This is a genomic window from Martinezella multihospitum (genome assembly GCF_900094585.1).
GTDB lineage: Bacteria > Pseudomonadota > Alphaproteobacteria > Rhizobiales > Rhizobiaceae > Rhizobium > Rhizobium multihospitium.
Map to the genome: position 1 here is coordinate 677,164 of NZ_FMAG01000004.1, position 20,660 is coordinate 697,823.

General features: G+C 58.7%; 19 protein-coding genes. 5 read left to right on the forward strand and 14 right to left on the reverse strand.

Going from position 1 to position 20,660, the window contains the following annotated elements; translation table 11 throughout:
- Positions 1-34: 34 nt before the first annotated feature.
- The 6 genes from GA0061103_RS19250 to GA0061103_RS19275 form a co-directional block, all read right to left on the reverse strand.
- Positions 35-778, reverse strand: a complete 744-nt coding sequence (locus tag GA0061103_RS19250) for a branched-chain amino acid ABC transporter ATP-binding protein (RefSeq protein WP_092713892.1) — start codon at positions 776-778, stop codon at positions 35-37.
- Positions 768-1,541, reverse strand: coding sequence for an ABC transporter ATP-binding protein (locus GA0061103_RS19255; protein WP_092713894.1), 774 nt, complete (start codon positions 1,539-1,541; stop codon positions 768-770). Before GA0061103_RS19255 ends, GA0061103_RS19250 begins: the two co-directional genes overlap by 11 nt.
- On the reverse strand, positions 1,538-2,524 hold the full coding sequence (locus tag GA0061103_RS19260; RefSeq protein ID WP_092713896.1) for a branched-chain amino acid ABC transporter permease: 987 nt from the start codon (positions 2,522-2,524) through the stop codon (positions 1,538-1,540). Before GA0061103_RS19260 ends, GA0061103_RS19255 begins: the two co-directional genes overlap by 4 nt.
- Positions 2,525-2,563: 39 nt before the next feature.
- Positions 2,564-3,436 carry a branched-chain amino acid ABC transporter permease gene (locus tag GA0061103_RS19265; RefSeq protein WP_092713898.1) on the reverse strand — a complete coding sequence of 291 codons (873 nt, stop codon included), beginning with the start codon at positions 3,434-3,436 and terminating at the stop codon, positions 2,564-2,566.
- Positions 3,437-3,459: 23 nt separating this feature from the next.
- Positions 3,460-4,653 carry an ABC transporter substrate-binding protein gene (locus tag GA0061103_RS19270; protein ID WP_092713900.1) on the reverse strand — a complete coding sequence of 398 codons (1,194 nt, stop codon included), beginning with the start codon at positions 4,651-4,653 and terminating at the stop codon, positions 3,460-3,462.
- A 225-nt stretch (positions 4,654-4,878) separates the two neighbouring features.
- Positions 4,879-5,766 carry a LysR substrate-binding domain-containing protein gene (locus GA0061103_RS19275; protein ID WP_092713902.1) on the reverse strand — a complete coding sequence of 296 codons (888 nt, stop codon included), beginning with the start codon at positions 5,764-5,766 and terminating at the stop codon, positions 4,879-4,881.
- A gap of 108 nt (positions 5,767-5,874) precedes the next feature.
- Here GA0061103_RS19275 and GA0061103_RS19280 point away from each other — a divergent pair, with 108 nt between their 5' ends.
- From GA0061103_RS19280 to GA0061103_RS19290, 3 genes are read left to right on the forward strand one after another with little or no spacing between them, the layout of a single operon-like run.
- Positions 5,875-7,128 (forward strand): aromatic ring-hydroxylating oxygenase subunit alpha, encoded by a 1,254-nt coding sequence (locus GA0061103_RS19280; RefSeq protein ID WP_092713904.1) that lies wholly within the window; start codon positions 5,875-5,877, stop codon positions 7,126-7,128.
- Complete coding sequence (locus tag GA0061103_RS19285) at positions 7,118-8,200, forward strand: FAD-binding oxidoreductase (protein WP_092713906.1); 1,083 nt, start codon at positions 7,118-7,120, stop codon at positions 8,198-8,200. The genes GA0061103_RS19280 and GA0061103_RS19285 overlap by 11 nt, the downstream gene beginning before the upstream one ends.
- A 26-nt stretch (positions 8,201-8,226) precedes the next feature.
- A complete protein-coding gene (locus GA0061103_RS19290; protein WP_092713908.1) occupies positions 8,227-9,507 on the forward strand; it encodes a M24 family metallopeptidase in 1,281 nt (426 codons plus the stop codon).
- A 116-nt stretch (positions 9,508-9,623) separates the two neighbouring features.
- Here the strand turns inward: GA0061103_RS19290 and GA0061103_RS19295 are convergent, their stop codons facing one another.
- From GA0061103_RS19295 to GA0061103_RS19310, 4 genes are all read right to left on the reverse strand, one after another.
- Positions 9,624-10,817 carry an NAD(P)/FAD-dependent oxidoreductase gene (locus GA0061103_RS19295; protein WP_092714395.1) on the reverse strand — a complete coding sequence of 398 codons (1,194 nt, stop codon included), beginning with the start codon at positions 10,815-10,817 and terminating at the stop codon, positions 9,624-9,626.
- Between the two features lie 79 nt (positions 10,818-10,896).
- Positions 10,897-11,697 (reverse strand): amino acid ABC transporter ATP-binding protein, encoded by an 801-nt coding sequence (locus GA0061103_RS19300; protein ID WP_092713910.1) that lies wholly within the window; start codon positions 11,695-11,697, stop codon positions 10,897-10,899.
- Between the two features lie 4 nt (positions 11,698-11,701).
- Positions 11,702-12,442 (reverse strand): amino acid ABC transporter permease, encoded by a 741-nt coding sequence (locus GA0061103_RS19305; RefSeq protein WP_092713912.1) that lies wholly within the window; start codon positions 12,440-12,442, stop codon positions 11,702-11,704.
- A gap of 15 nt (positions 12,443-12,457) precedes the next feature.
- Entirely contained in the window at positions 12,458-13,381 is a 924-nt protein-coding gene (locus tag GA0061103_RS19310; RefSeq protein WP_092713914.1) for a substrate-binding periplasmic protein, read from the reverse strand.
- Positions 13,382-13,493: 112 nt separating this feature from the next.
- Between GA0061103_RS19310 and GA0061103_RS19315 the strand changes: the two genes are divergently transcribed.
- Positions 13,494-14,180, forward strand: coding sequence for a GntR family transcriptional regulator (locus GA0061103_RS19315; RefSeq protein WP_092713916.1), 687 nt, complete (start codon positions 13,494-13,496; stop codon positions 14,178-14,180).
- Between the two features lie 376 nt (positions 14,181-14,556).
- Positions 14,557-16,509, forward strand: coding sequence for a putative bifunctional diguanylate cyclase/phosphodiesterase (locus GA0061103_RS19320; RefSeq protein ID WP_162747806.1), 1,953 nt, complete (start codon positions 14,557-14,559; stop codon positions 16,507-16,509).
- 79 nt (positions 16,510-16,588) lie between these two features.
- Here GA0061103_RS19320 and GA0061103_RS19325 read toward each other — a convergent pair whose 3' ends face one another.
- From GA0061103_RS19325 to GA0061103_RS19340, 4 genes are read right to left on the reverse strand one after another with little or no spacing between them, the layout of a single operon-like run.
- A complete protein-coding gene (locus tag GA0061103_RS19325; protein ID WP_092713918.1) occupies positions 16,589-17,788 on the reverse strand; it encodes an ABC transporter permease in 1,200 nt (399 codons plus the stop codon).
- A gap of 4 nt (positions 17,789-17,792) precedes the next feature.
- Positions 17,793-18,935, reverse strand: coding sequence for an ABC transporter permease (locus GA0061103_RS19330; protein ID WP_092713920.1), 1,143 nt, complete (start codon positions 18,933-18,935; stop codon positions 17,793-17,795).
- Positions 18,932-19,642 carry an ABC transporter ATP-binding protein gene (locus tag GA0061103_RS19335; RefSeq protein WP_092713922.1) on the reverse strand — a complete coding sequence of 237 codons (711 nt, stop codon included), beginning with the start codon at positions 19,640-19,642 and terminating at the stop codon, positions 18,932-18,934. Before GA0061103_RS19335 ends, GA0061103_RS19330 begins: the two co-directional genes overlap by 4 nt.
- Positions 19,639-20,598 carry an efflux RND transporter periplasmic adaptor subunit gene (locus GA0061103_RS19340; protein ID WP_245304803.1) on the reverse strand — a complete coding sequence of 320 codons (960 nt, stop codon included), beginning with the start codon at positions 20,596-20,598 and terminating at the stop codon, positions 19,639-19,641. Before GA0061103_RS19340 ends, GA0061103_RS19335 begins: the two co-directional genes overlap by 4 nt.
- Positions 20,599-20,660 lie beyond the last annotated feature (62 nt).

The following is a 20,660-nucleotide window of genomic DNA, read 5'->3' on the forward strand; positions in this document are numbered from 1 at the left end:
TCCTCGGTGATATCGTCCATTTGGACGGTTGTGTTCAGTGTGCTGCCTCGGTTTCGCCGCGCATCTTCCCGGTCAGGAACAACTCGCCCAGCTCGTCGTGGGTGATCTGCTTGGGAAGTCCGTCCCAGATCACCTTGCCCAAGCGCAGGATGATCGCGCGCTCCGCGACCTCCATGGCCTTCTTGGTGTTCTGCTCGACAAGGAGAATGGTCATTCCAGCCGCATGAAGCCGCAGCAGCTCATCGAACACGACGCCGATCGCAGCCGGCGACAACCCGACGGATGGCTCATCGACGAGAAGCACTTTGGGACGCTGAAGCACCGCCATTGCGACTTCCAGAAGCTGCTGTTCGCCGCCGGACATGTTTCCGGCAAGGGTGTTGCGCCGCGTCTTCAAGATCGGGAAGAGATCATAGACATAGTCCCTGTCGGACTTCACCTTGGCGTCGCGCAGCGTATAGGCGGCCATTTGCAGGTTTTCGTCGATCGTCATGAGCGGAAAGTTGCAGCGCCCCTGTGGAACGAAGGAGATACCCTCTCCCAGGATCGCTCGCGATCTATATCCGGCAATGTCCTTTTCCCGCCACGATATGCTGCCGCCCTTGATGGTCGTCATGCCGTAGAGCGTCTTCAAAAGCGTCGACTTGCCTGCGCCATTCGGACCCATGAGCGCCACGAATTGACCTGATGGCACGTCCAGATCGACGCCGTTGAGAATGTCCAGATTGCCGTAGCCGGCTCGAAGACCTTGGATTGAAAGGTTGGAGTTAGCCGCCAAGGTAAGCCTCCCTCACACGCTGGTCCTGAATGATGTCATGCGGCAGCCCCTCGACGAGTTTCATGCCCTGGTCGAGGACGATGACCCGCTGGCAGATGCTGGTGACGACGTCGATATTGTGTTCGATTACGAGGAAGCTGACGCCGAGGCTCTTGTTCGCATAAAGGATCGTCTCGACCACGCGCTCGATGATCTTCGGATTGATGCCCGCCATCGGCTCGTCGAGAAGAATGAGCTTGGGTTCGGGCATCAGCATCGAGGCGAACTGGATCAGCTTCTGCTGGCCGCCCGACAGGTTTCCCGCCGGCTGGTGCCGCACATCCCAGAGACCCGCCATCTTGATGAGATCGCGCGCACGCTCCCTCAATCCCGCCACGCGGTTACGGGATTTGGTTCCCAGGCCGAAAGTGGACCAGATCGACGGAAACGTGAACATCTGACCGGCAATGATCAGGTTCTCTTCCACGTCCAGGGACCGGAACGTCACGGTCTTCTGGAAGGAGCGCAGCATCCGCCCCTCACGGGCAATCCTGTTCAGCGACCAGCCGGTAATATCCTGACCGTCGAGTGTGACGGTTCCGGAGTCGGGTTGGGCAAGACCGGTAGAGCAATCGAAGAAGGTCGACTTTCCCGATCCGTTAGGCCCGATGAGGCCGGCGATCTCGCCGCGCTCGATATGCATGCTGACGTCGTTGACAGCCTTTACGGCGCCATAGGACTTGCTGAGGTTCTTGATCTGCAGGATAGGAAGATGGGACGTCATTTCACACCTCCGATCACGTTCCAGAAGCGGTTGATCATCGGTGCAAAGCCCTTCTTGAACCAGAAGACAAGCACCAGCAGGCACAGACCGTAGACGATCATTCTCAATTCAGGCGCTATGCGGAGTGCCTCCGTCAGGCCGACGAAGAGCAGGCTGCCGATAACCGTACCGGAGATCGTTCCGGCGCCACCGCCGAGCACGATGATGAGCACGGTCGTCGAATAATACATCTGGAAGGTCAAGGGGCTGACGACGGTCAGATAATGGGCATAGAGGCTACCGCCCGCGCCGGCGAATGCCGCGCTGATCATGAAGACGATCAGCTTGTAGCGCCACGTTGGAATGCCGACCGATTCCGCAAGCGTTTCGTTTTCGCGGATTGCGACCATGTTTCTGCCCGCGGGAGACCGCACGATTGCCCAGACAAGCGCGGTCGCGAGCGCGGCGACCACCAGGGTCAGGTAGTAGAAGTTGGTCGTGCCGGACACCGTAAACGACCACGGCCCAAGAGTGAAATGCGGTTTCGGGATGCTCGAAAGCCCCATGTCGCCCCGGGTCAACGAGATCCAGTTCTTTGCAATGGCCTGCCCGATGATCACGAAGCCCAAAGTACACATCACGAAAGAGGTCGACCTCAATCGCAGGGCCGGAATGCCGAGCGGGAGAGCAAGCCCGCCCGCTATGACGGCGGCGGCAAGGATGTTCACATAGAAGGGAGTGCCGTAATAGACCGCGAGCAGGCCGGACGCGTAGGCACCGATGCCGAAGAAGGCAGCCTGGGCAAGCGACAATAGACCCGTGTAGCCGACCAGCAGGTTCAGTCCGTGTGCAGGCAGCATGAAGATCAGCGCGATGATCAAGGCATGCGTAACATAACGGCTGCCGATGAAGGGGGCTGCCACAGCAACAATGATCAGCAGGACGGCGAGCGGAATTCGCAAATCGCGCCGTTTCGGCTGTGTGGTGGTTTCGGTGAGAGACATGTCGTGTCCTCGATGTTCGAGAATGGACCTGCGGTGCGCTTAGAAGCGCGCCTGCGTGGAGAAGAGGCCGTGGGGACGCCACATCAGCATCAGGATCAGGGTCGCAAAACCGACCGTGTCGCGGAACTGCAGCCCGACATAGGTGGCAACCAGGCTCTCGGCGATCCCAAGGATCATCGCCGCAAAGAACGTGCCGCGAACGTTTCCGAGACCGCCCATGATGATGATGGGAAGTGTCTTGAAGGTGATGAGCTCACCCATGCCCCCGTAGACGCTGACGTTGACCGGTGCGGTCAGCACTCCCGAAAGAGCGGCGAGAGCAGCACCAAGGATGAACGTCCGCAGCACGACCTGCGAGACGTCAATGCCGACCACCTCGCAGCATTCGACGTTCTGCGAGACCGCCCGCATGGCCTTGCCCATGCGGCTGTAGGAAACCATCAGTTCCAGGCCGATGAAGACCAGGAGCGTCACGATCAGGATCAGGATTCGCTGCTCGGCGATACTGAAACCGAGGATCGACACCGGCTGGATATAGCCGCCCGAAAAGAATTTGTATCCGCCGCCGAAGACAAGGATGACCGTATTCTGCAGGACGAGAGCAATGCCGAGCGTGGCGAGCACCCCGGCCTCGGCCGGGGCACCGACCATGCGCCGCATGACGAAACGTCCGACGACATAGGCGATGACGATGGTCGACAGGACACCGACCACGATCGACGCCTCGTACGACAGGCCGAGATAGTCGATTGCGAACCACGCACCGAATGTTCCCAGCATGTAGTACTCGCCGTGAGCGAAGTTGATTGCCCGCAGGACTCCGAAGATCATCGTCATGCCGACAGCGACGATCGCGTAGACGGAACCGGTCACGATGCCGTTGACGACCTGCTCGAGAATAGTCGAGAACATGGGTAGCGCTCCTCCCGGCCAGGTTACTGGGTCGGGTATTTGATGTCCGCGGTGTAGGCTCCCTTTATGCTGGGCTTGCCGTTCTCGATCTGCAGAAGGATCATCGGCAAACGCGCCTGATTATGATCGTCAAAGGTAACCTCGCCCACGGGACTCTTATACTTGATCTTGGAAAGAGCATCGCGAACCTTTTCCTGATCGATACTGCCGGCCTCATGGATCGCTTCCGCGAGAAGATGCACCGTATCCCAGTGAACGTAGGCGTGGTTATTGGGCACCTCCTTGTAAGTCGTCGTGAACTTCTCGACGAATGCCTTGCTTTCGGGAGAATCCCAGGCGGGCAGCCAGGCCGCGGCTTCAACGGCCCCTTCGAGAGCGGTAGGGGCAGATTCTATCGTCTTTGCCGTATTGAATTCGCCGTTGCCGATCAGGGTTACCTTGCCGGCAAGACCAAGCTCGACCATCTGCCGAGCGACGATGGGTGTCGTATCGGCAAGGCCGTACATGATGATTGCCTGTGCACCATTGTCGCGAATTTTCGACAATACGCTACGAAAGTCGACCTCGCCTTCCTTGTAGTAGTCTTCGCTGAGGATTTCGCCCTTGAATTCGGGAAGGTATTTCTTGGTGAATTCGATCGCCGAGCGACCATAATCCGTATCGACGGACAGCACGGCAAACTTGGTGAAGCCGCGCTGTTCGGCCGCGTATTTCGCAACGATCAAAGCACGGTTTTCATCGGTCGGATAATTGCGGAAGGTCCATTTGTAGCCGCCGACGCCTGCTCCATAGGTGATCTTCGGGTTGGAGGACGCAGCGTTCAGAAGAAGGACGCCAGCATCTTCGACAACCGGCTGCATGGCCAAGGTGACAGAGCTGGAGACATCGCCGATGATGAAGCCGACCTCGTCTTCATCGATCAGACGGCGCGTCGCTGACACGCCTTCCACCGGTGTTCCTTGGCTGTCGGCATTGTAGAGTTCGATTTTGTGGCCATCGACGCCACCAGCCTCGTTAATTTCTTTGACCGCCAGTTCCGCACCATGCATCGAGAATGCACCGTAACGAGCATTCGGGCCGCTCATCGGCGCGACGATACCCAGCTTGATCGGATCTCCGTCCGCTCTCGCGGAAATCGAAAATCCTGGCACCGCGACAGCCAGCGTCAGGAGTGCAGTGGAGACAAAGAGAGCTCTGCGGCTAAGTGAATGGGTCATCTGTTCCGCTCCGTGTTAGGAAACCTTCTTATCAGTCCGTTCCGGACCGTTTACGCCGCTTAAGCGGTTCTTGAGAGCCGGCCTCAGCCGACGATCTCACAGTAAGTTCATGCATCAGAGCTTGGCCAACACAACTCTACTCTGCCGCCATAGTGTTTCGTTATGGCCAGCGACGGCGTTCGCGATCTCGACAAGCCTCATCCAGGTTGAATTCCGAAACTGGCCCTACCGCGTCAGCGCATTGGCAAGCCAGTTTGCGGCGTGTTCAGCGGCGAGCGTACGGCGCGGCCTCGCTGGAAGGAGAATGTGATATTGGTCGGCGGTCGACATCTCGGCCTCATCCAAGGCGACGAGCGTGCCATCCTCCAGAAAAGTCTGGACAAGAAGACGCCAGCCGAGCGCGATCCCCTGCCCCGCACGCGCGGCCGCGATCGCCTCCGTATAGTGGTTGAAGCGAAGATGCGGCTTTATTCGCAAAGCCCGGCCGGTTTCCTGAACCCATTGCGTCCAGGAGAGCCATGAGCGGTCATGAGCGTCTGTCTCTATGAACTCGTCGGCATCGGACATCTGCGCCGTCGGACGACGCCAAAAATAGTCGGGCGAGCATACGGGAACGACGACGTCCTCCTGCGAGGCGACCACCTTGGCGTCGGCAAATGGCGGCCTGCCGTATCGAATGGCGATATCGATACCACCGGCGTCCAGATCAATTCTTGCGTCCTGCGAGATGACCCTGATCTGTACGCCCGCATTCTCCCGCCGAAACTCTGCCAACCGCGGAAGCAGCCAGAAGGAGGAGAAGGCGACAGTCGCGCCGATCGTCACGACGTTCTGCTGGGAGGATCTGACTGCATCGACGGCGTCCGCGATGCTGGCGAAGCTTTGCGCAAGCGTCGTTCCCAGGGTGAGGCATACAGCAGTCGGTTCGATGGCGCGATGCTTGCGCACGAACATCGGTAGCCCGAGTTCCTCTTCCAATGTCGCGATCTGGCGGCTGACGGCTGCCTGAGTGACGCCAAGCTCGATCGCGGCCGCAGTAAAGCTCCGATGCCGCAGAACGGCCTCGAGAGTCATCAATGCGGTCAGGGATGGAATTCGCCGCCGAAAGTTCATTATGCATCCTTCGCATTACATAATGTTATGCATTCGTGAAAATTAATGCCGTTGAAGCATAACGGATGCAAGGGCAAACTGCAGATCATCGACGCATAAGAGGTTATCATGCTAAACAGGCTCCCATCTTCCATCTCTGCCCTCCTTGAAGCACGCGCCGATGGTTATTCCCTGCCTGCCGGCCTCTACATCCGTGAGGATGTCTTCGAGGCCGATATCGACGTCTTCTTCCACAAGCACTGGATCTGCGTCGGCCTCGACTGCGACGTGCCGGAACCAGGCGATGCCACGGTTGTCGATATCGGCAAGACCAGCCTGATCCTGCTTCGCGACGACGACGGCGAAATTCGCGTGCTTCACAACGTCTGTCGCCATCGCGGCTCGCGCCTGCTCGATGCCGGCAAGACGATCGTCTCGAAGCTCGTCTGTCCCTATCACACATGGACCTACGAACTGACCGGCGAGCTAAGCTACGCGCCACACATGGGCAAGGACCTGGACAAGCAGTGCCATAGCCTGAAGCCGGTGAACTTCAAGTCGATCGGCGGCCTGATCTATGTATGCCTCTCCGACAATCCACCGGAAGACATCGCAAGCCTCGAACAGGTGATGATCGAACGCCTTGCGCCCTACGACATTCGGAATGCCAAAGTCGCTCATCAGACCGACGTCATCGAGGACGGCAACTGGAAGCTGACGATGGAAAACAATCGCGAGTGCTACCACTGTTCCGCCAATCATCCCGAGCTCTGCGTCTCTTTCGTCGACCTCGACTTCGGCTTCGATCCTGAAACGCTGAACCCAGAGGACCGCGAGCAGGCGGCCGAGCACTTCCGGCTCTACGACGAGCGGACAAAAGCCTGGGAGGCGGATGGTTTCCCGTCGGCGGCAGTCGAACAGCTCGTCGACTGCGCCACGAACTTCCGCACCCAGCGTCTGATCATTGCCGGGGCCGGCGAATCCCAGACATATGACGCGACTGCGGCATCGTCGAAGCTGCTCGGTGAGATGACCCGCAAGGATCTCGGCGATACGCATCTCTGGGGCCACAATAGCTGGAACCACTTCATGGGCGATCACGCTGTCGTCGCGATCGTCATCCCGCTCTCTGCCGGCAAGACGCTGGTTCGAACCAAATGGCTGGTCCACAAGGACGCCGTCGAGGGCAAGGACTACGACCTCGACAAGCTCACAGACGTCTGGATCGCCACGACGGACCAGGATGCGGACCTCGTCGCCCGCTCGCATGCCGGCGCCCTCGATCCAGCCTACCAGCCCGGCCCCTATTCTCGCTTCTCGGAAGCCAACCTGGACAAGTTCGCGGCCTGGTATATCGATCGGATGCGCGCCCATGGGTATTGAGTTCGCTCAAATGCAGCGCGGCCAGACCGCTGTTTGGGATCCAGAGCACGACGAGACGCTTTTATGCATCGACGTGCATCAGGAGACGCATGACGTGAAGAGCTTCACGTTCGCGTCTCCGGAAGGCAAGCGCTTCAGCTTCGATGCCGGGCAGTACTTTCTGTTCGATTTCCCGATGGGTCCGGATAGTGAAGCGCGCTGCTACAGCATCTCGTCTTCGCCCCATCGCGGCAACGCATTCACCGTCACGGTCAAGCGCGTACCCGGCGGCAAAGTCTCGAACTGGCTGCACGACAACATGGCTGCCGGTATGACGGTCAAGGGCCAGGGACCGCTCGGTCACTTCATCCGTCCAAAGGGGGAGAAGACAAAACTGCTGCTGCTCTCGGGCGGCTCGGGCATCACGCCGGTCATGTCGATCACACGCGATCTGGCGGATCGATACGAACCCTCGGACATCGTTTTTCTTCACGCAGCGCGCACGCCCTCCGACCTCATCTTCCGCCACAACCTTTCCGGTCTCGCGACACGGATGAAAGGCCTGCGTCTCCAGTTCCTGCCGGAGACAGTGGCTGGCGAATCGGCTTGGCCGGGATTGACCGGCCGGATCTCGCTCGAGTACCTCAAGCTCGCGGTCCCTGACATCGCCGAGCGTGTCGTCATGTGCTGCGGTCCCGCCCCCTTCATGGCGGCGGCGCGTTCTATCACGGCGGCGTTGGGCGTTCCCGCGTCAAACTACATCGAAGAGAGTTTCGATGCGGCAGTCATCGACGAGCCGGGACTGGACGTCGAGCAACAGCCCGCCCAGAAGCTCTATCAGGTCGAATTTTCGAAGCAAAAGCGAACGCTGCAAGTCTCATCCGATCAAACGGTGCTCGCGGCTGCGAAGAAGGGCAGCATCAGGCTTCCTTCGTCCTGTTCGAACGGCATGTGCGGCACGTGCAAATCGAAGCTCGTCTCAGGCTCGGTCGAAATGAATCACAATGGCGGTATCCGTCAGCGGGAGATCGACGCCGGGATGTTCCTGCCTTGCTGCTCGAAGCCGCTTAGCGATCTTGTCGTTGATCGCTGACGAAGGGTTGATGGGAGAGGTATCGAATGCTGGGCAGGGAAGAGAATTCGCCGCCATCATCAAGCGCGCCCGTCTTCAAGGACGACCGCAAGCAAGCCTATCTCAATCCCAATGGCGCCGATCGTCCTCTGATCAGCCCGATCCCATCATCGACCCTGGGCAGTGCGAGACGCTACCGTCTCGGGCGTTTGCGGGCGAAGATGAAGGAATGGGACTGTCCGGCGCTGCTGCTCTACGATCCGGTCAACATCCGCTACGCCTTCGATTGCTCGAATATGAGCATCTGGACGATGCACAATCCATCCAGATATGCACTCATCCTCGCCGACGGGCCGGGGATCATGTTCGAATTCGAAGGATCGGAGCATGTAAACGACGGATTGCCCGGCATTGACGAGGTTCGAACGTCAAAATCCTTCCTTTTCTTCACGGCCGGCAATCTGGTCGAAGACCGGATGAAAGCATGGGCGGACGAGATCGCCGACGTCGTCAAGCCCCACTGCCGCAACGGCAGGATCGCCGTCGACAGGCTTGAACCGGCGCCCGCTCATGAATTGCAGAGCCGCGGCTTCACCTTGCTCGACGGCCAGGAGCTTGCGGAGCGCGCACGCTCGATCAAAAGTGCGGAAGAAATCGAGCTCATGCGCTGGACGATCCGCGTCTGTGAAGCCAGCATGGCGCGCATGTACGAGGTTTCCGAGCCCGGGCGTACCGAGCGGGAGATCTGGGCGGAACTCCATTTCGAGAATGCGCGCAGCGGCGGCGAATGGCTGGAGACCAAGCTCCTGACCGCAGGCCAACGCACAAATCCCTGGTATCAGGAATGCTCCGACTACATCATCAAACGCGGCGAGATGATCTCGTTCGACACCGATATGATCGGGCCTTACGGCTACTGTGCTGACCTTTCGCGTTCGTGGACTTGCGGGCACGTGGCGATGAATGCCCGACAGAAGGAACTTTATGCGGCAGCAAGAGACCAGATCGATCATAATCTTGCGATTATCCGGCCTGGCATGACCTTCCGCGAGTTCAACGAGAAGAGCTGGAGAATTCCAGAAAAATACCTCCCCTACCGCTATACTTTGGCCGCACACGGGACCGGCATGGCCGACGAATGGCCTGGAATTCCACTGCATCCTGACTTCGATGAGAACTTCAGCGGCGTCATAGAAGAAAACATGGTGCTCAATATCGAAAGCCTCATTGCCGAAGACGGCTCCGAAAGCATCAAGCTCGAAACACAGGCGCTTGTCACCGCTGCCGGAATCGAGCGTCTTGACACGTTTCCCTGGGAAGAGATCTGACCGCAAGAGGGCGATCGATCGCCTCCAATACCGGACTAATCGCATGACCGTGCGGGAAGGCTCCACTCACCAAACTGTTGGTCGATGCGCATCGATAGGCCATCTGCTCCCGTGCTTTAGCTGGCCAGCATTGCGCTGACCAGCTGGGCCGTGCGGGGCGCCAGGGTCAATCCGATGTGCCCATGTCCGAAGGCAAGGATGACGTCCCTGCCGCCTTTCGAAGGCCTGATGACCGGCACGGAATTGGGCATTGAAGGCCGAAACCCAAGCCAGGAACGACTTGGCGTTCCAAGTTCGGGGAAGAATCTGCGCGCATTCCTCACAAGGGCTTGCGTAAGCCGCGGGTTCCCCGGAGCCGTCAATCCGCCGAGTTCCACCAGGCCGGCAACACGCAGCCGCCCCTGCATCGGGCAAAAATAAAAGCCATGGGCGGTCGGGCAGACCGGCCGCTCGATCGGCAATCCCGGCATGTCATATTCAATATGATAGCCACGTTCGGTATCAAGCTGCACGGGATCGCCGAGCGATGCAGCCAGTTTGCGCGAGTGGGCGCCGGCAGCAATGACGACCGTGCGGGCGCGCAGCTCATAAGCCGAAGCTGTGATGCGCAGGCCGCTTCGCTCGCGCACGATGTCGGTCGCCGATGCCGGAACGAATTCCACGCCCGCCCGCTTCACGGCCGAAGTGAGAAGACGCATCACCTCGCCCGGATCGCTGAGATTGATGGCGCCCGGGAAGAAAACCCCGCCTTCGAATCCTGTGAAGCGGGGCTCGAGGCCGGTCACCTCGCCGGCCGAGAGAAGCTCTTGCGAAATGCCATAGCTGCGACGCAGCTCTATGTCCGCGCCAGCCGCTTTGAACGCCTTTCGCGTCTCATAGAGATAGAGACAACCCTTTGCGGACAGAAAATTCGACGCGTTTATCTCCGAGGCGAACTCCATCCAGGCGGAGGCGGCATCTGAAACAAGCTCGGCGATCCGGCCGGCATTTTCGCGATAGCGATGTGGGAGAGACTCGTAAGCAAACCGGGCGAGCCAAGGAAACAGGGTCGGCAACGCCGATGTTCGGACGGCCAAAGGACTATCCGGACTAAGGATAAGCGACAGAAAATTTCGAAGCACCGATGGCGTTCCTACCGGTATGATAGCGTAGTTCGCCACAGTCCCCGCATTCCCATAGGAGGCACCTGAACCGGGCTCATTCGGTTCAATGACGATGACGTCGCGCCCGTCGGCGCGAAGCCGGAGGGCGATCGCAAGACCAATGACGCCACCGCCCACGACGGCGATATCTGTCGAAATCCGTTTCATTTCATCCATATTTTTTCAGAGAAAAGCAGTCACCGGCGCAGTCGGAAACACCGGGCCGGCACGGTTGGAATCGCCACGCTCAACCTGGTTTTGCGTATCTTGCGACATAGGCAACGGTTCGAGGCTCCCTGGGATTGTCGAGCACGTCTGCAGCCGGACCCTGCTCGATAATCCGACCGCCGTCGATGAAGACGACCCAATCCGATACCTCCCGGGCAAATGGGAGTTCATGCGTGACGATGATCATCGTCATCCCATCCCTTGCAAGTTCGCGCATCACACGCAGCACTTCGCCGGTGGATTCCGGATCGAGTGCAGAGGTCGGCTCGTCAAACAGGAGCACGGTCGGCGAGAGCGCGAGAGCGCGCGCAATCGCAACGCGCTGCTGCTCACCGCCTGACATTTGCTCGGGATAAGCCAGTGCCCGGTGTACAAGACCAACCCGGGTCAGCAACCGCACGGCACGCTCCACCGCCTCACGCTCGCCAACTGCCGCCGCGTGCATCTGCGCGAGGACGACATTTTCCACCGCAGTCAGATGCGGAAACAGGTTGAAGCGCTGAAACACCATACCGACCCGCTGGCGCAGCTTTGCAAGGTCCTTGCAGGTCACCGTTCCATTTAAAAAGATCACTTCACCGTTTATTTCGATGGCGCCATCTTCGGGCTGCTCAAGCAAATTCACGCAGCGCATGAGCGTCGTCTTGCCACCGCCGCTCTGCCCGATGATGCTGACAATCCGGCCGCGTGGAACATCGAGGTCTATGCCATCGAGCACCAGCCTTCCGTCGAAGGACTTTCGAAGCCCCCTGATCTTGATCGCGGCGGTGTTGTCGGCCGTGGTCACATGGCGCTTTGCTTCGACTGCTATCTGAGCCATTCGTCTAGCCTCCCGTTTGAATCAAGGCTCTCGCCAGGCGGAGCCGCCGCCTGCGGCCAAACGACAAGGGTATGCCCGCATGTATGGTGCGCTCGAGCCAGAGAAGGCATTGCGAGACGGGATAGCAAACGGCGAAATAGATCATCGCAATCACCAGATAGACTTCAAGTGACCGAAACGTCTCCGAAGCAATCAGTTGCGCCCTGGTCATCAGCTCCGCCGCAGAGATGGTCACCAACAGTGACGTCGATTTCAGAAGGTCGACGAACATCGTATTGGTGCCCGGCAGTGCAAGGCGGAGTGCCTGCGGCAGGATCACATGACCGAACGTGGTGGCACGGCCAAGACCGAGTGCATGCGCCGCCTCGTTCTGGCCCGAATGAATGCCCGCAATGGCTGCTCGAAAGATCTCCGACAGATAGGCCGCATAGAACAGCACCAGGCTCAGCACACCGGCCACGAAAACACTGAATCTGATTCCGACCGAGGGCAAGCCGAAATAGGTGACGAAGATGATGGCAAGCAGGGGCACATTCTTGAAGACTTCCGTGTAGATGGTCGCCGGCAGGCGCACGACGCGCAACCGGTTGAGACGCATCAAGGCAAGCACAAGCCCCAAGATCGCCGCGCCGACGAAACTGGCCATCGTATAGGCAAGGGTCCGTAAAAGACCCTCGCCGAGATTGCCTGCATAGTCGCCCCAGGGAACTTGAAACAATTGAGCAAGAGATTGCCAAAAGCTCATGTCCGTTCCCCCCACTCAATCGGCGACGGATGGTGGTGACCAGGTCTGCGGACGGTCGACGCCGCGGCGCTGTGCCGCCATGTCCGGCGACGGAACCAGGAACTGCTTGGGATCGCCGCCCCATTTCGTGACAAGCGCGGCGAGCGAGCCGTCCTTATACATCGCATCGATCTGGTCGGAGATCGCCTGGGCAAGCTTCGGCGCCTGCTTGGGCAGATAGAAGCCGGTCATATAGGGCTGGAAATATTTATAGTCGGGATGAACAGTGACCTGCTCCGCGGTGGGCGCATTGAGGTAGGCAACCCGAAACTTCATGTCCGGTCGTTGCTGCTGCTGATAGATGATCAGCAGCGGGTCGAGAAAGCCGACGTCGAGCCTTCCCGATGAAAGATCCGAAAAGACGCTGTCGGCTGTCGGATAGGTGCGCGCATCGGCCTTCGGGACTTCGGCAATCGACTTGGCCCAGACATATCCGGTCACTGTGCCGAGTGCCTTGCCCTCCAGGCTCTTTACGTCGGGATAGGAAGCATCGCCATGCACGGCCATGGCCGGCGGCGAATAGTAGGGCGGGTCGGTGAACAAGCCGACCTTCTGACGCGCATCGGACCATGCGATGCCGCCGATGGTGATGTCGGCACGTTGGGACTGTACCGCGGCGAGCATGCCGGGGAAATCGGTCACCGTCGTCTCGATCTTGAGGCCAAGCTTCTTGGCGACGGCGTCGAGAATGTCGCTGTCGAGCCCGACCAGCTTTTCATCCTTCAATGCCGTGTAGGGCATATAGGGCTCTATCGCGACCTGCAATACGCCCGGCTTCAGCGTTTCCAGATCCGCGGCATTTACAACCGTGGATATGGCAATCATTCCAAGACCAAAGCCAAGGATTGCCGTCACCCCGCGTTTGAAGCGGGAATTCAGGAAAATATCGTTGCCAATCATGTTCACCCTCCTTATATTTTTGTAATATATTACAGAGTATATTATCGAAGTGCGTTGTCAAGTGATTCAATGGGAAGCGTTCCGGATCACTCTCAGGATGGAGACGAGGTGGATGGACACTTGGATGTCGGAGGAGATGCTCGACGACCCGGAGGTGTCGCTGACTTTGGCCGAACGCACCTATTTGCAGCTGCGCGAGGACATCATCACGGTGCAATTGGCACCGGGTACCATCCTTAAGGAAAATGACGTCATGCGGCGGCTCGATGTTGGCCGCACGCCCGTCCGCGAAGCCTTCCTGCGGCTGCAACGCGACGGTTTTGTCGATGTCAATGCGCGCCGCGGCACCTTCGTCAGCCGGATCGACATCAGCGACCTGACTGCAATCTACGAGGCAAGAGCACGGATCGAATCCTGGGCAACGCGGCTGGCCGCGGAGCGGCTGCGCGAGCCGGAGCGCCGCGAAGCCGGCGAACTGATTGAAGCGCTGAAGGCGCTTTCCCTCCCATCGGAATTGGACGCGCTGCTAGCTCTCGACCGGCGTATTCATCGGTTCATCTATCGATGTGCCAAGAACCGGTATCTCTTCGATACGCTCGACCACTACCACAATCTTTCGCTCAGAATCCTGCATGTCGCGATGCGGCGGTTTCCGGAGCTGGCCCCGGAACTCGATAAAGTCGTGCTGGAGCAGACCCTTATGCTCGAGGCCGTCTGCCGCGGAGATGCCGATACCGCTGAGCGGATCGCCTTGCACCATGTTCTCAGTTTCGAGCAGGAAGTCCGCAAGGTCATTTGACTGCGTCGAGGAGGCTGAGGCTTTCCACTTCGCCGCAACTTTGGCTCGACGGATTTCGACGATCGGCTCCGAATGCTCGTCCAATGACTATAGTCCGCCAATTTTCTTCGAGGCAATCTCGCTGTCAGTGTTCGCATGCTAACCAACCATCGCAATGTTAGAGGTCGCACCGGGTATTGAAGGGTACATTTGCCATATCAATCCTGGTGCAGACGATAGGCCGCACAGCTTTTACAAGAAAAAGATCTTCTTCCGATCAGGCCAACAAGCATGCATCCGAGGGTTGAGGCAATTGTTTATTGATTAACCGTCTGTGTTTCAAATAATGTAACAACATCTATGCCATGAATAGCGTCGTTACTCTATGAGCGGCGCTATGGAAATACTAAAAGCCACACAGAAATTTCAGCATTTTATGTCCATTCGATCCGATAATCCGGATTTGCTGAAAGCTCAGTACCGCGCTTTCACACGGCAGATGCCGATGATGTATCTGATCCTGATTTCGAGCACATGGGCGCTTTCTATCACCCATATGCAATCAGCGCCGACTTGGCTTACCGTTGGCATTCCTGCTCTTTTCACGCTCGGCTGCCTGCTTAGGATCACATTCTGGTGGAGAACACGCAATGTCGATCCTCAGCCCGAGGTGGCTTACGCAGCGCTCGTCCGCACCAATCGCCTGGCTATCGGGATCGCCACAGCATTCACTGTCTGGTCATTTTTGCTGGTGCCCTATGGCGATGCATATGCTCAGTCTCATGTCGCCTTCTACATGGCGATTACAGTCATTTCCTGCATCTTCTGCCTCATGTATGTTCGCTCGGCGGCATTCATAGTTACCGTGATCGTCAATGGCGCATTCGTTTTATTTTTCGTGGCCTCAAGGCAACCGACTTTTATTGCGATAGCCATCAATGTGGCACTGGTCTGTGCGGGGATGATGTCGATTCTCCTGACAAACTACCGCAATTTCGAGCGCATGGTTATCTCGCAGCAACGTACGGAGGCACTTAGCAATGAGAACCTCTTGCTTGCCAATGTCGACAGCCTGACGGAGCTACCCAATCGTCGCGCGTTCTTTACGCATCTGGAAGCCGAATTCGAGAGGGCCAAGGCCGAAAACACGCGGCTGGCCCTAGGCGTCATTGATCTCGATGGCTTTAAGCCGGTCAACGACCTTTACGGACACTCGGTTGGGGATCGGCTGCTGATCGACGTCAGCAGGCGCCTCACGAGCAGCTTGAAAGCCAGCCGGGCATTTCGTCTGGGTGGCGACGAGTTTGCAATCGTCGCCCCGATCGCGCCTGAAGATGCTCTGCTTGTCAAAAACGCGAATGCGATTTCCGAATGGCTCGGAGCGCCTTATCATCTGCCGGAAGGAACAGTGCACGTATCCGCATCGATGGGAATAGCAGTCTTCCCAAACCTCGCTTCCACTCTGGAGCAGCTTTTCGACAGGGCTGATTATGCCCTTTACCATGCCAAGAGAAACCGCCGCGGGGGTGCGGTTCTATTTGACGCCGAGCACGAAAAGCAGATCAACATAGAAGCGCGCATCGAGCACCTGCTCAGGCAAGCCAATTTGGAAGATGAGCTCTCGGTCATGTTTCAGCCGATCGTGAGCTTGGGGAATGACCAGACGGTTGGCTTCGAGGCCCTGGCCCGCTGGCACAGCCCGGTTCTTGGACATGTCTCGCCCGCACAATTCTTCCCGATTGCCGAACGGGCCGGTATCGTCAGCTCACTGACGCGGCCGCTGCTGAAAAAGGCGCTTGCCTTCGCATCCGAGTGGGAAGAACCTTTGCGCCTGTCGTTCAACCTGTCGGCCTACGACCTCAATTCCAGCGAAGGGGTGCTGTCGCTGGTTGGAATCATCGAGAGCAGCCGCTTTGACGCGAAGCGTCTTGATCTTGAAATTACCGAAACAGCCTTTGCGCACGATTTCGAGCAAATCAAATCGTCGGTCGAAATGCTGCGGCACCTTGGTTGCGGCATTTCCCTGGATGACTTCGGCACCGGTTATTCCAGCCTGACGCGGCTGCATGCTCTTCCTTTGACCAAGATCAAGATCGACCGCAGCTTCGTCACAGATTTGCACAAAAGGCCCGCCAGCTACAAAATAGTGAAATCTCTTCTCACTCTCAGCCGGGACATGGGGCTGGAATGCGTGGTTGAAGGCGTTGAAACACCCGAAGAACTTGTGGCCCTTCGGGGATTGGGAGGTACGCTGGTGCAAGGCTACCTCTATTCGCGGCCGCTGAGCGAAAAAGACGCTGCCGAATGGTGCTGCACCACCGCACGACAAGCAGGCTCATCAGCTAGCTGAACCGCAAGCGTCCCCGATACGTGCCGCAGATGGCATATTCTTGAACGGAAGGAACCGGCGACCCGTCACGCTTGAGAGATTATCCGCTCGACCGAAGCGCTGCGGTCAAGGGAAGCCGGCTGGCGGCGGTCGCCGGCAACGCGCCGCCCAGAATGCCGATTGCAAGTCCGAGCAGACCTGCCGTCGCCATGACATCGCCGGTTACGGAGAGCTGGAACGCCATGCGCGCGCCATTGGCACCAATGGTGTTTGCCTGCCAGCCATTGAAGGCCAGCCAGGATGCCAACAGTCCGAACGCCACGCCCAGTGCGGTAAGCACGATCGCCTCCACCCATGTGCCGAGAAACGCGGACATTCGGCTGAAGCCGAGTGCCCGGACCGTGGCGATCTCGACGGTACGGTCCGAGACGGAATTCATCATTGTGTTGAGCGCACCGGCGGTCGCTCCCACGGCCATCAACAGCGCGAGCGGCCAGCCGAACAGCCGGATGAGGTTGGCTGTACGGGCCGATTGCGCTGCATAGAGGTCGGCCTCGACAACGGCGCGCAACGGGGTCGTCCTTATTGTGTCGAGCTTGGCCTGAAGCCGTGGCAACAAGGCGGGGTTGGCAAGACGCAAACGCAGGCTCTGGACCTGCCCTTGCCGGTCGAAGGCCGATCGAACCGCGTCCAGATCGGCCCAGATCTCGGACTCGAATGCGCTGCCTCGCGCCGAAAACATACCGACCACTGTCCAGTCGACCGTGCCGAGCCGCACAATGCTGCCGATCGATATTCCGAACTGCTGAGCGAGGCGGTTCCCGACGACAATCTCGCGCGAGCCGGGCGTGAACAGACGGCCGGTCGATAGGGCAATATGGTCACGGATCGAAGAACCGGACTGATCCATGCCACGAAGAGCCAAGGTCCTGCCCTCATCCGACCCGTTCGATTTGGCATCGACGGCAACGACGATTTCGCGCGAGAAAATCGGCATGCCGTTGGCGTCTCGCGTCACGCCGATATCGTCGGTCATTGCGCTGAGGGTGCGAATGACCGAGGCGGGAACATCGGAGCCGGTCTCCTGGTTGGTGCCGCCGCCCAGGACGACCGCAACGGAGCTGGAGCCGGCACTTTGCAGAGCCGTCTCGAAGCCTCTTGCCATGGCCAGGAAGCCTGCGAGAACAGAGACGACGAGCGCCACGGAAAGAACCATGGAGGCGGAAATGGAGATGCGTCGCGGCAGGCTGAACAGGTTTGCCCTGATCATGACGAATGCTTGCTTGGCATTGGAGGACATGAATCTACCTCGTTCTGAATGCGGAGATTATCGGGATCCTGAGCGCGTTCAGGGCCGGAAGCGCACCGGTCACAAGCGCAAGCAAGGTGACCATTGCCAGGGCTTTCGCAAGAATTGCACCTGAAAAGACCAGGCCGATTGCAGGCCCCGTGATCACCGTCGCAAGCAGTGCAAGCATGAGGCCGATGGTGGCGCCGATCACGAATATGAAGAATGTTTCACCAAGGATCAGCGCCATGATCCAGGAGCCGGAAAAGCCCAAGGTCTTTAGCACACCGATTTCGAAGGTGCGCTCGCGAACGGCAAAGACCATGGTATTGCCGACGATCATGAGCAGCGTGACGAATGCCGCCCCGACCACCATGTTCACAATCAATCCGATGTCGGCATATTGGCGCAGGAACGCCTCGAGGAACTGCTTTTCCGACCGGGTCTGTGTCGGCGCCGCAGAATTGGCGAACAGCCGATCTATTTTCGAGGCAAGTCCCCCTGCCTGGACACCTGGCTGAGGTCTGACGATGAAGGCGTCGACAGTGTCCTTGTTGCGGGCCCTGAGCGCATTGACATAGTCATATTGGGCGACCACGAAATAGGTGTCGGTGGAGGCGTTTTCGCCACTGAAGATACCGGCGATTTCAAAGGGCCAGTCATGGCTGCCATCCTGCTTTGCCGTATCGAAGCTGGTGACGGTGATCTTCTGGCCGACTGTCCAGCCTTGTGCCTCGGCAATCGCTTGGCCGACGAGGACGGTGCTGCGGTCCTTGCCGAGTACGCTCATCAAATCCGGTGTCAGCCCAAGCTCCTTGCCGTTCGAGCTGAGGAGCCGAGCAGGATCGGCGGCACTTACGGGAATGATGTTCTTTTCGACCGTCGCAAAGCCGCGCAGGCGCGACATATAGCCGACGGCCGCTACACCCGGTTCGACGCCGATCCGGTTCAGATAGGAAATCGGCAGCGGCTGGGCGCGGCCGGCCGCACTCATGACCCCAAGAATATCCTCGCTGGCCGCTGACGAGCCCTGGCTACCGTCGATGAAGCTCGTCGTCAGACCATAGATGAGAAAGGCCGTGGCGACGCTGACTGTCAGCAATATTGTGCGCAGCGGCTTTCGCCACATACTTTTTCGCACGAGATCGAGGAACGTCATATGTCCGCCCTCCGCTCTTCGACGAACTGGCCCTTGTCGAGATGAAGCGTTCGGCTGGCATAGCTTGCGGCTTGCGGGTCGTGGGTCACCATGATGATGGTCTTGCCGAGTTCGCGGTTCAGAAAGCGCAGCATTTCCAGCACCTCATCCGCCGACCGCCGGTCAAGGTCGCCCGTGGGCTCGTCGCAGAGCAGCAATGCCGGGTCTGCGACGATCGCCCGTGCAATGCCGACGCGCTGCTGCTGGCCGCCTGACATCAGCTTTGGATACTGTTTCTGGCGACCCGAAAGCCCCACCAGATCCAGAACCTTGTCGACGCGGACGCGGCGCTCCCGTGACGAGAGCGGCTTCAGGAGAAGCGGCAGCTCGATGTTCTCGGCCGCGTTCAGCATCGGCAGGAGATTGTAGAACTGGAAGACGATCCCCATGTTATGGGCGCGCCAGGAGGAACGAGCCGCCTCTCCCATCTGGTCAAGATTGCTGACCCCGATACGCAGGTGGCCCTGATCCGGTTTGTCTATACCCGACAGCATGTTGAGCAGCGTCGACTTCCCTGATCCGGAAGGCCCCATGATCGCAACAAACTCACCGCGGGCGATTTGCAGGTCGAGATCGGAGAAGATCGGGACAGTCTCGGTCCCTATTCTATATCCCTTCTTGACGCTGTTGAGCACGATATACGGCTCGTTGTCTGTAGAAGAGGTCATTGACGGTTGTCTCCTGGCTGTTGTGCTGGAAGGCTCGAAATACGAATACGGGCTGCCATGTTCGGCATGATGCCGTCCGGCGCATTGTGAAGTGCGAGGCGAATGGTAATCGTGCCTTTTTCCGCCGAAGCGACCGGCCACAGCTGCAAGATCTCGATCGCGAAAGGCTCGTCCGGGAAACCATCAAGGACGGCTTCGCCGCGAAGGCCCGGACGAAGCTCGCCAATGTTGGTCTCGGCGACATCGGCGTCGATCACCAGGCTCTTGGTATCGGTGATCGTCACCAGGCTCTCATTCTCCTTGATGCTGTCCACCCGGGCCAGCACCCGGCCGCCAACATGGGCGTCGAGCCGCGTCACGGTGCCCGAGATCGGGGCCATGACGGTCAGCGCATCAACATGTTCCTGCGCGACCCTCACGCCGAGTTGGGCTCTGGCATAGCTTTGGCGTGCCTGATCGACCGCATTCAATGCCGTATCTCTGGCTGTTTGTGCCTCTTCGACGGACTGGATCGAGACAGCGCTCCTTGCAGAGAGTGCCGCATTGCGCTGCAGCGAGCTGTCGGCCTGCTTGAGCGCCAGGATCTTTCCGTCAAGGACAAGCTTGGCGGCATCGCTGTCGGCCTTGGCTTGTTCGAGTGAGAAGTCGGCGCTGACATCATCGATCCTGACGATGATCTGCCCAGCTTCGACATGATCGCCGACGCGCACGCCAACCGTTGCGATCTCCCCCTCATATTTGGAAAAGACCGTCACGATGCGAGGCGCAACGACGAAGCCGGATCCGGTTATCTCGGGCGCCGATGTCAATCTGCGCGAATTGGCGGAAGGGATGGGCGAACCGATACCGGACACCGCTCGATTGGACGTCGCGTTTGGTTCGTCACCGGTTTGCGCCGTACCGGGCGGCGGCGTGATTTCCGACTGCGATTCCAATACCGCTTTGAGGCGAGGCACAATATCCGGCCAGAAGAAAGCGACAGCGATCGTACTGACGCCAAGTGCAAGCAAGGCACTCG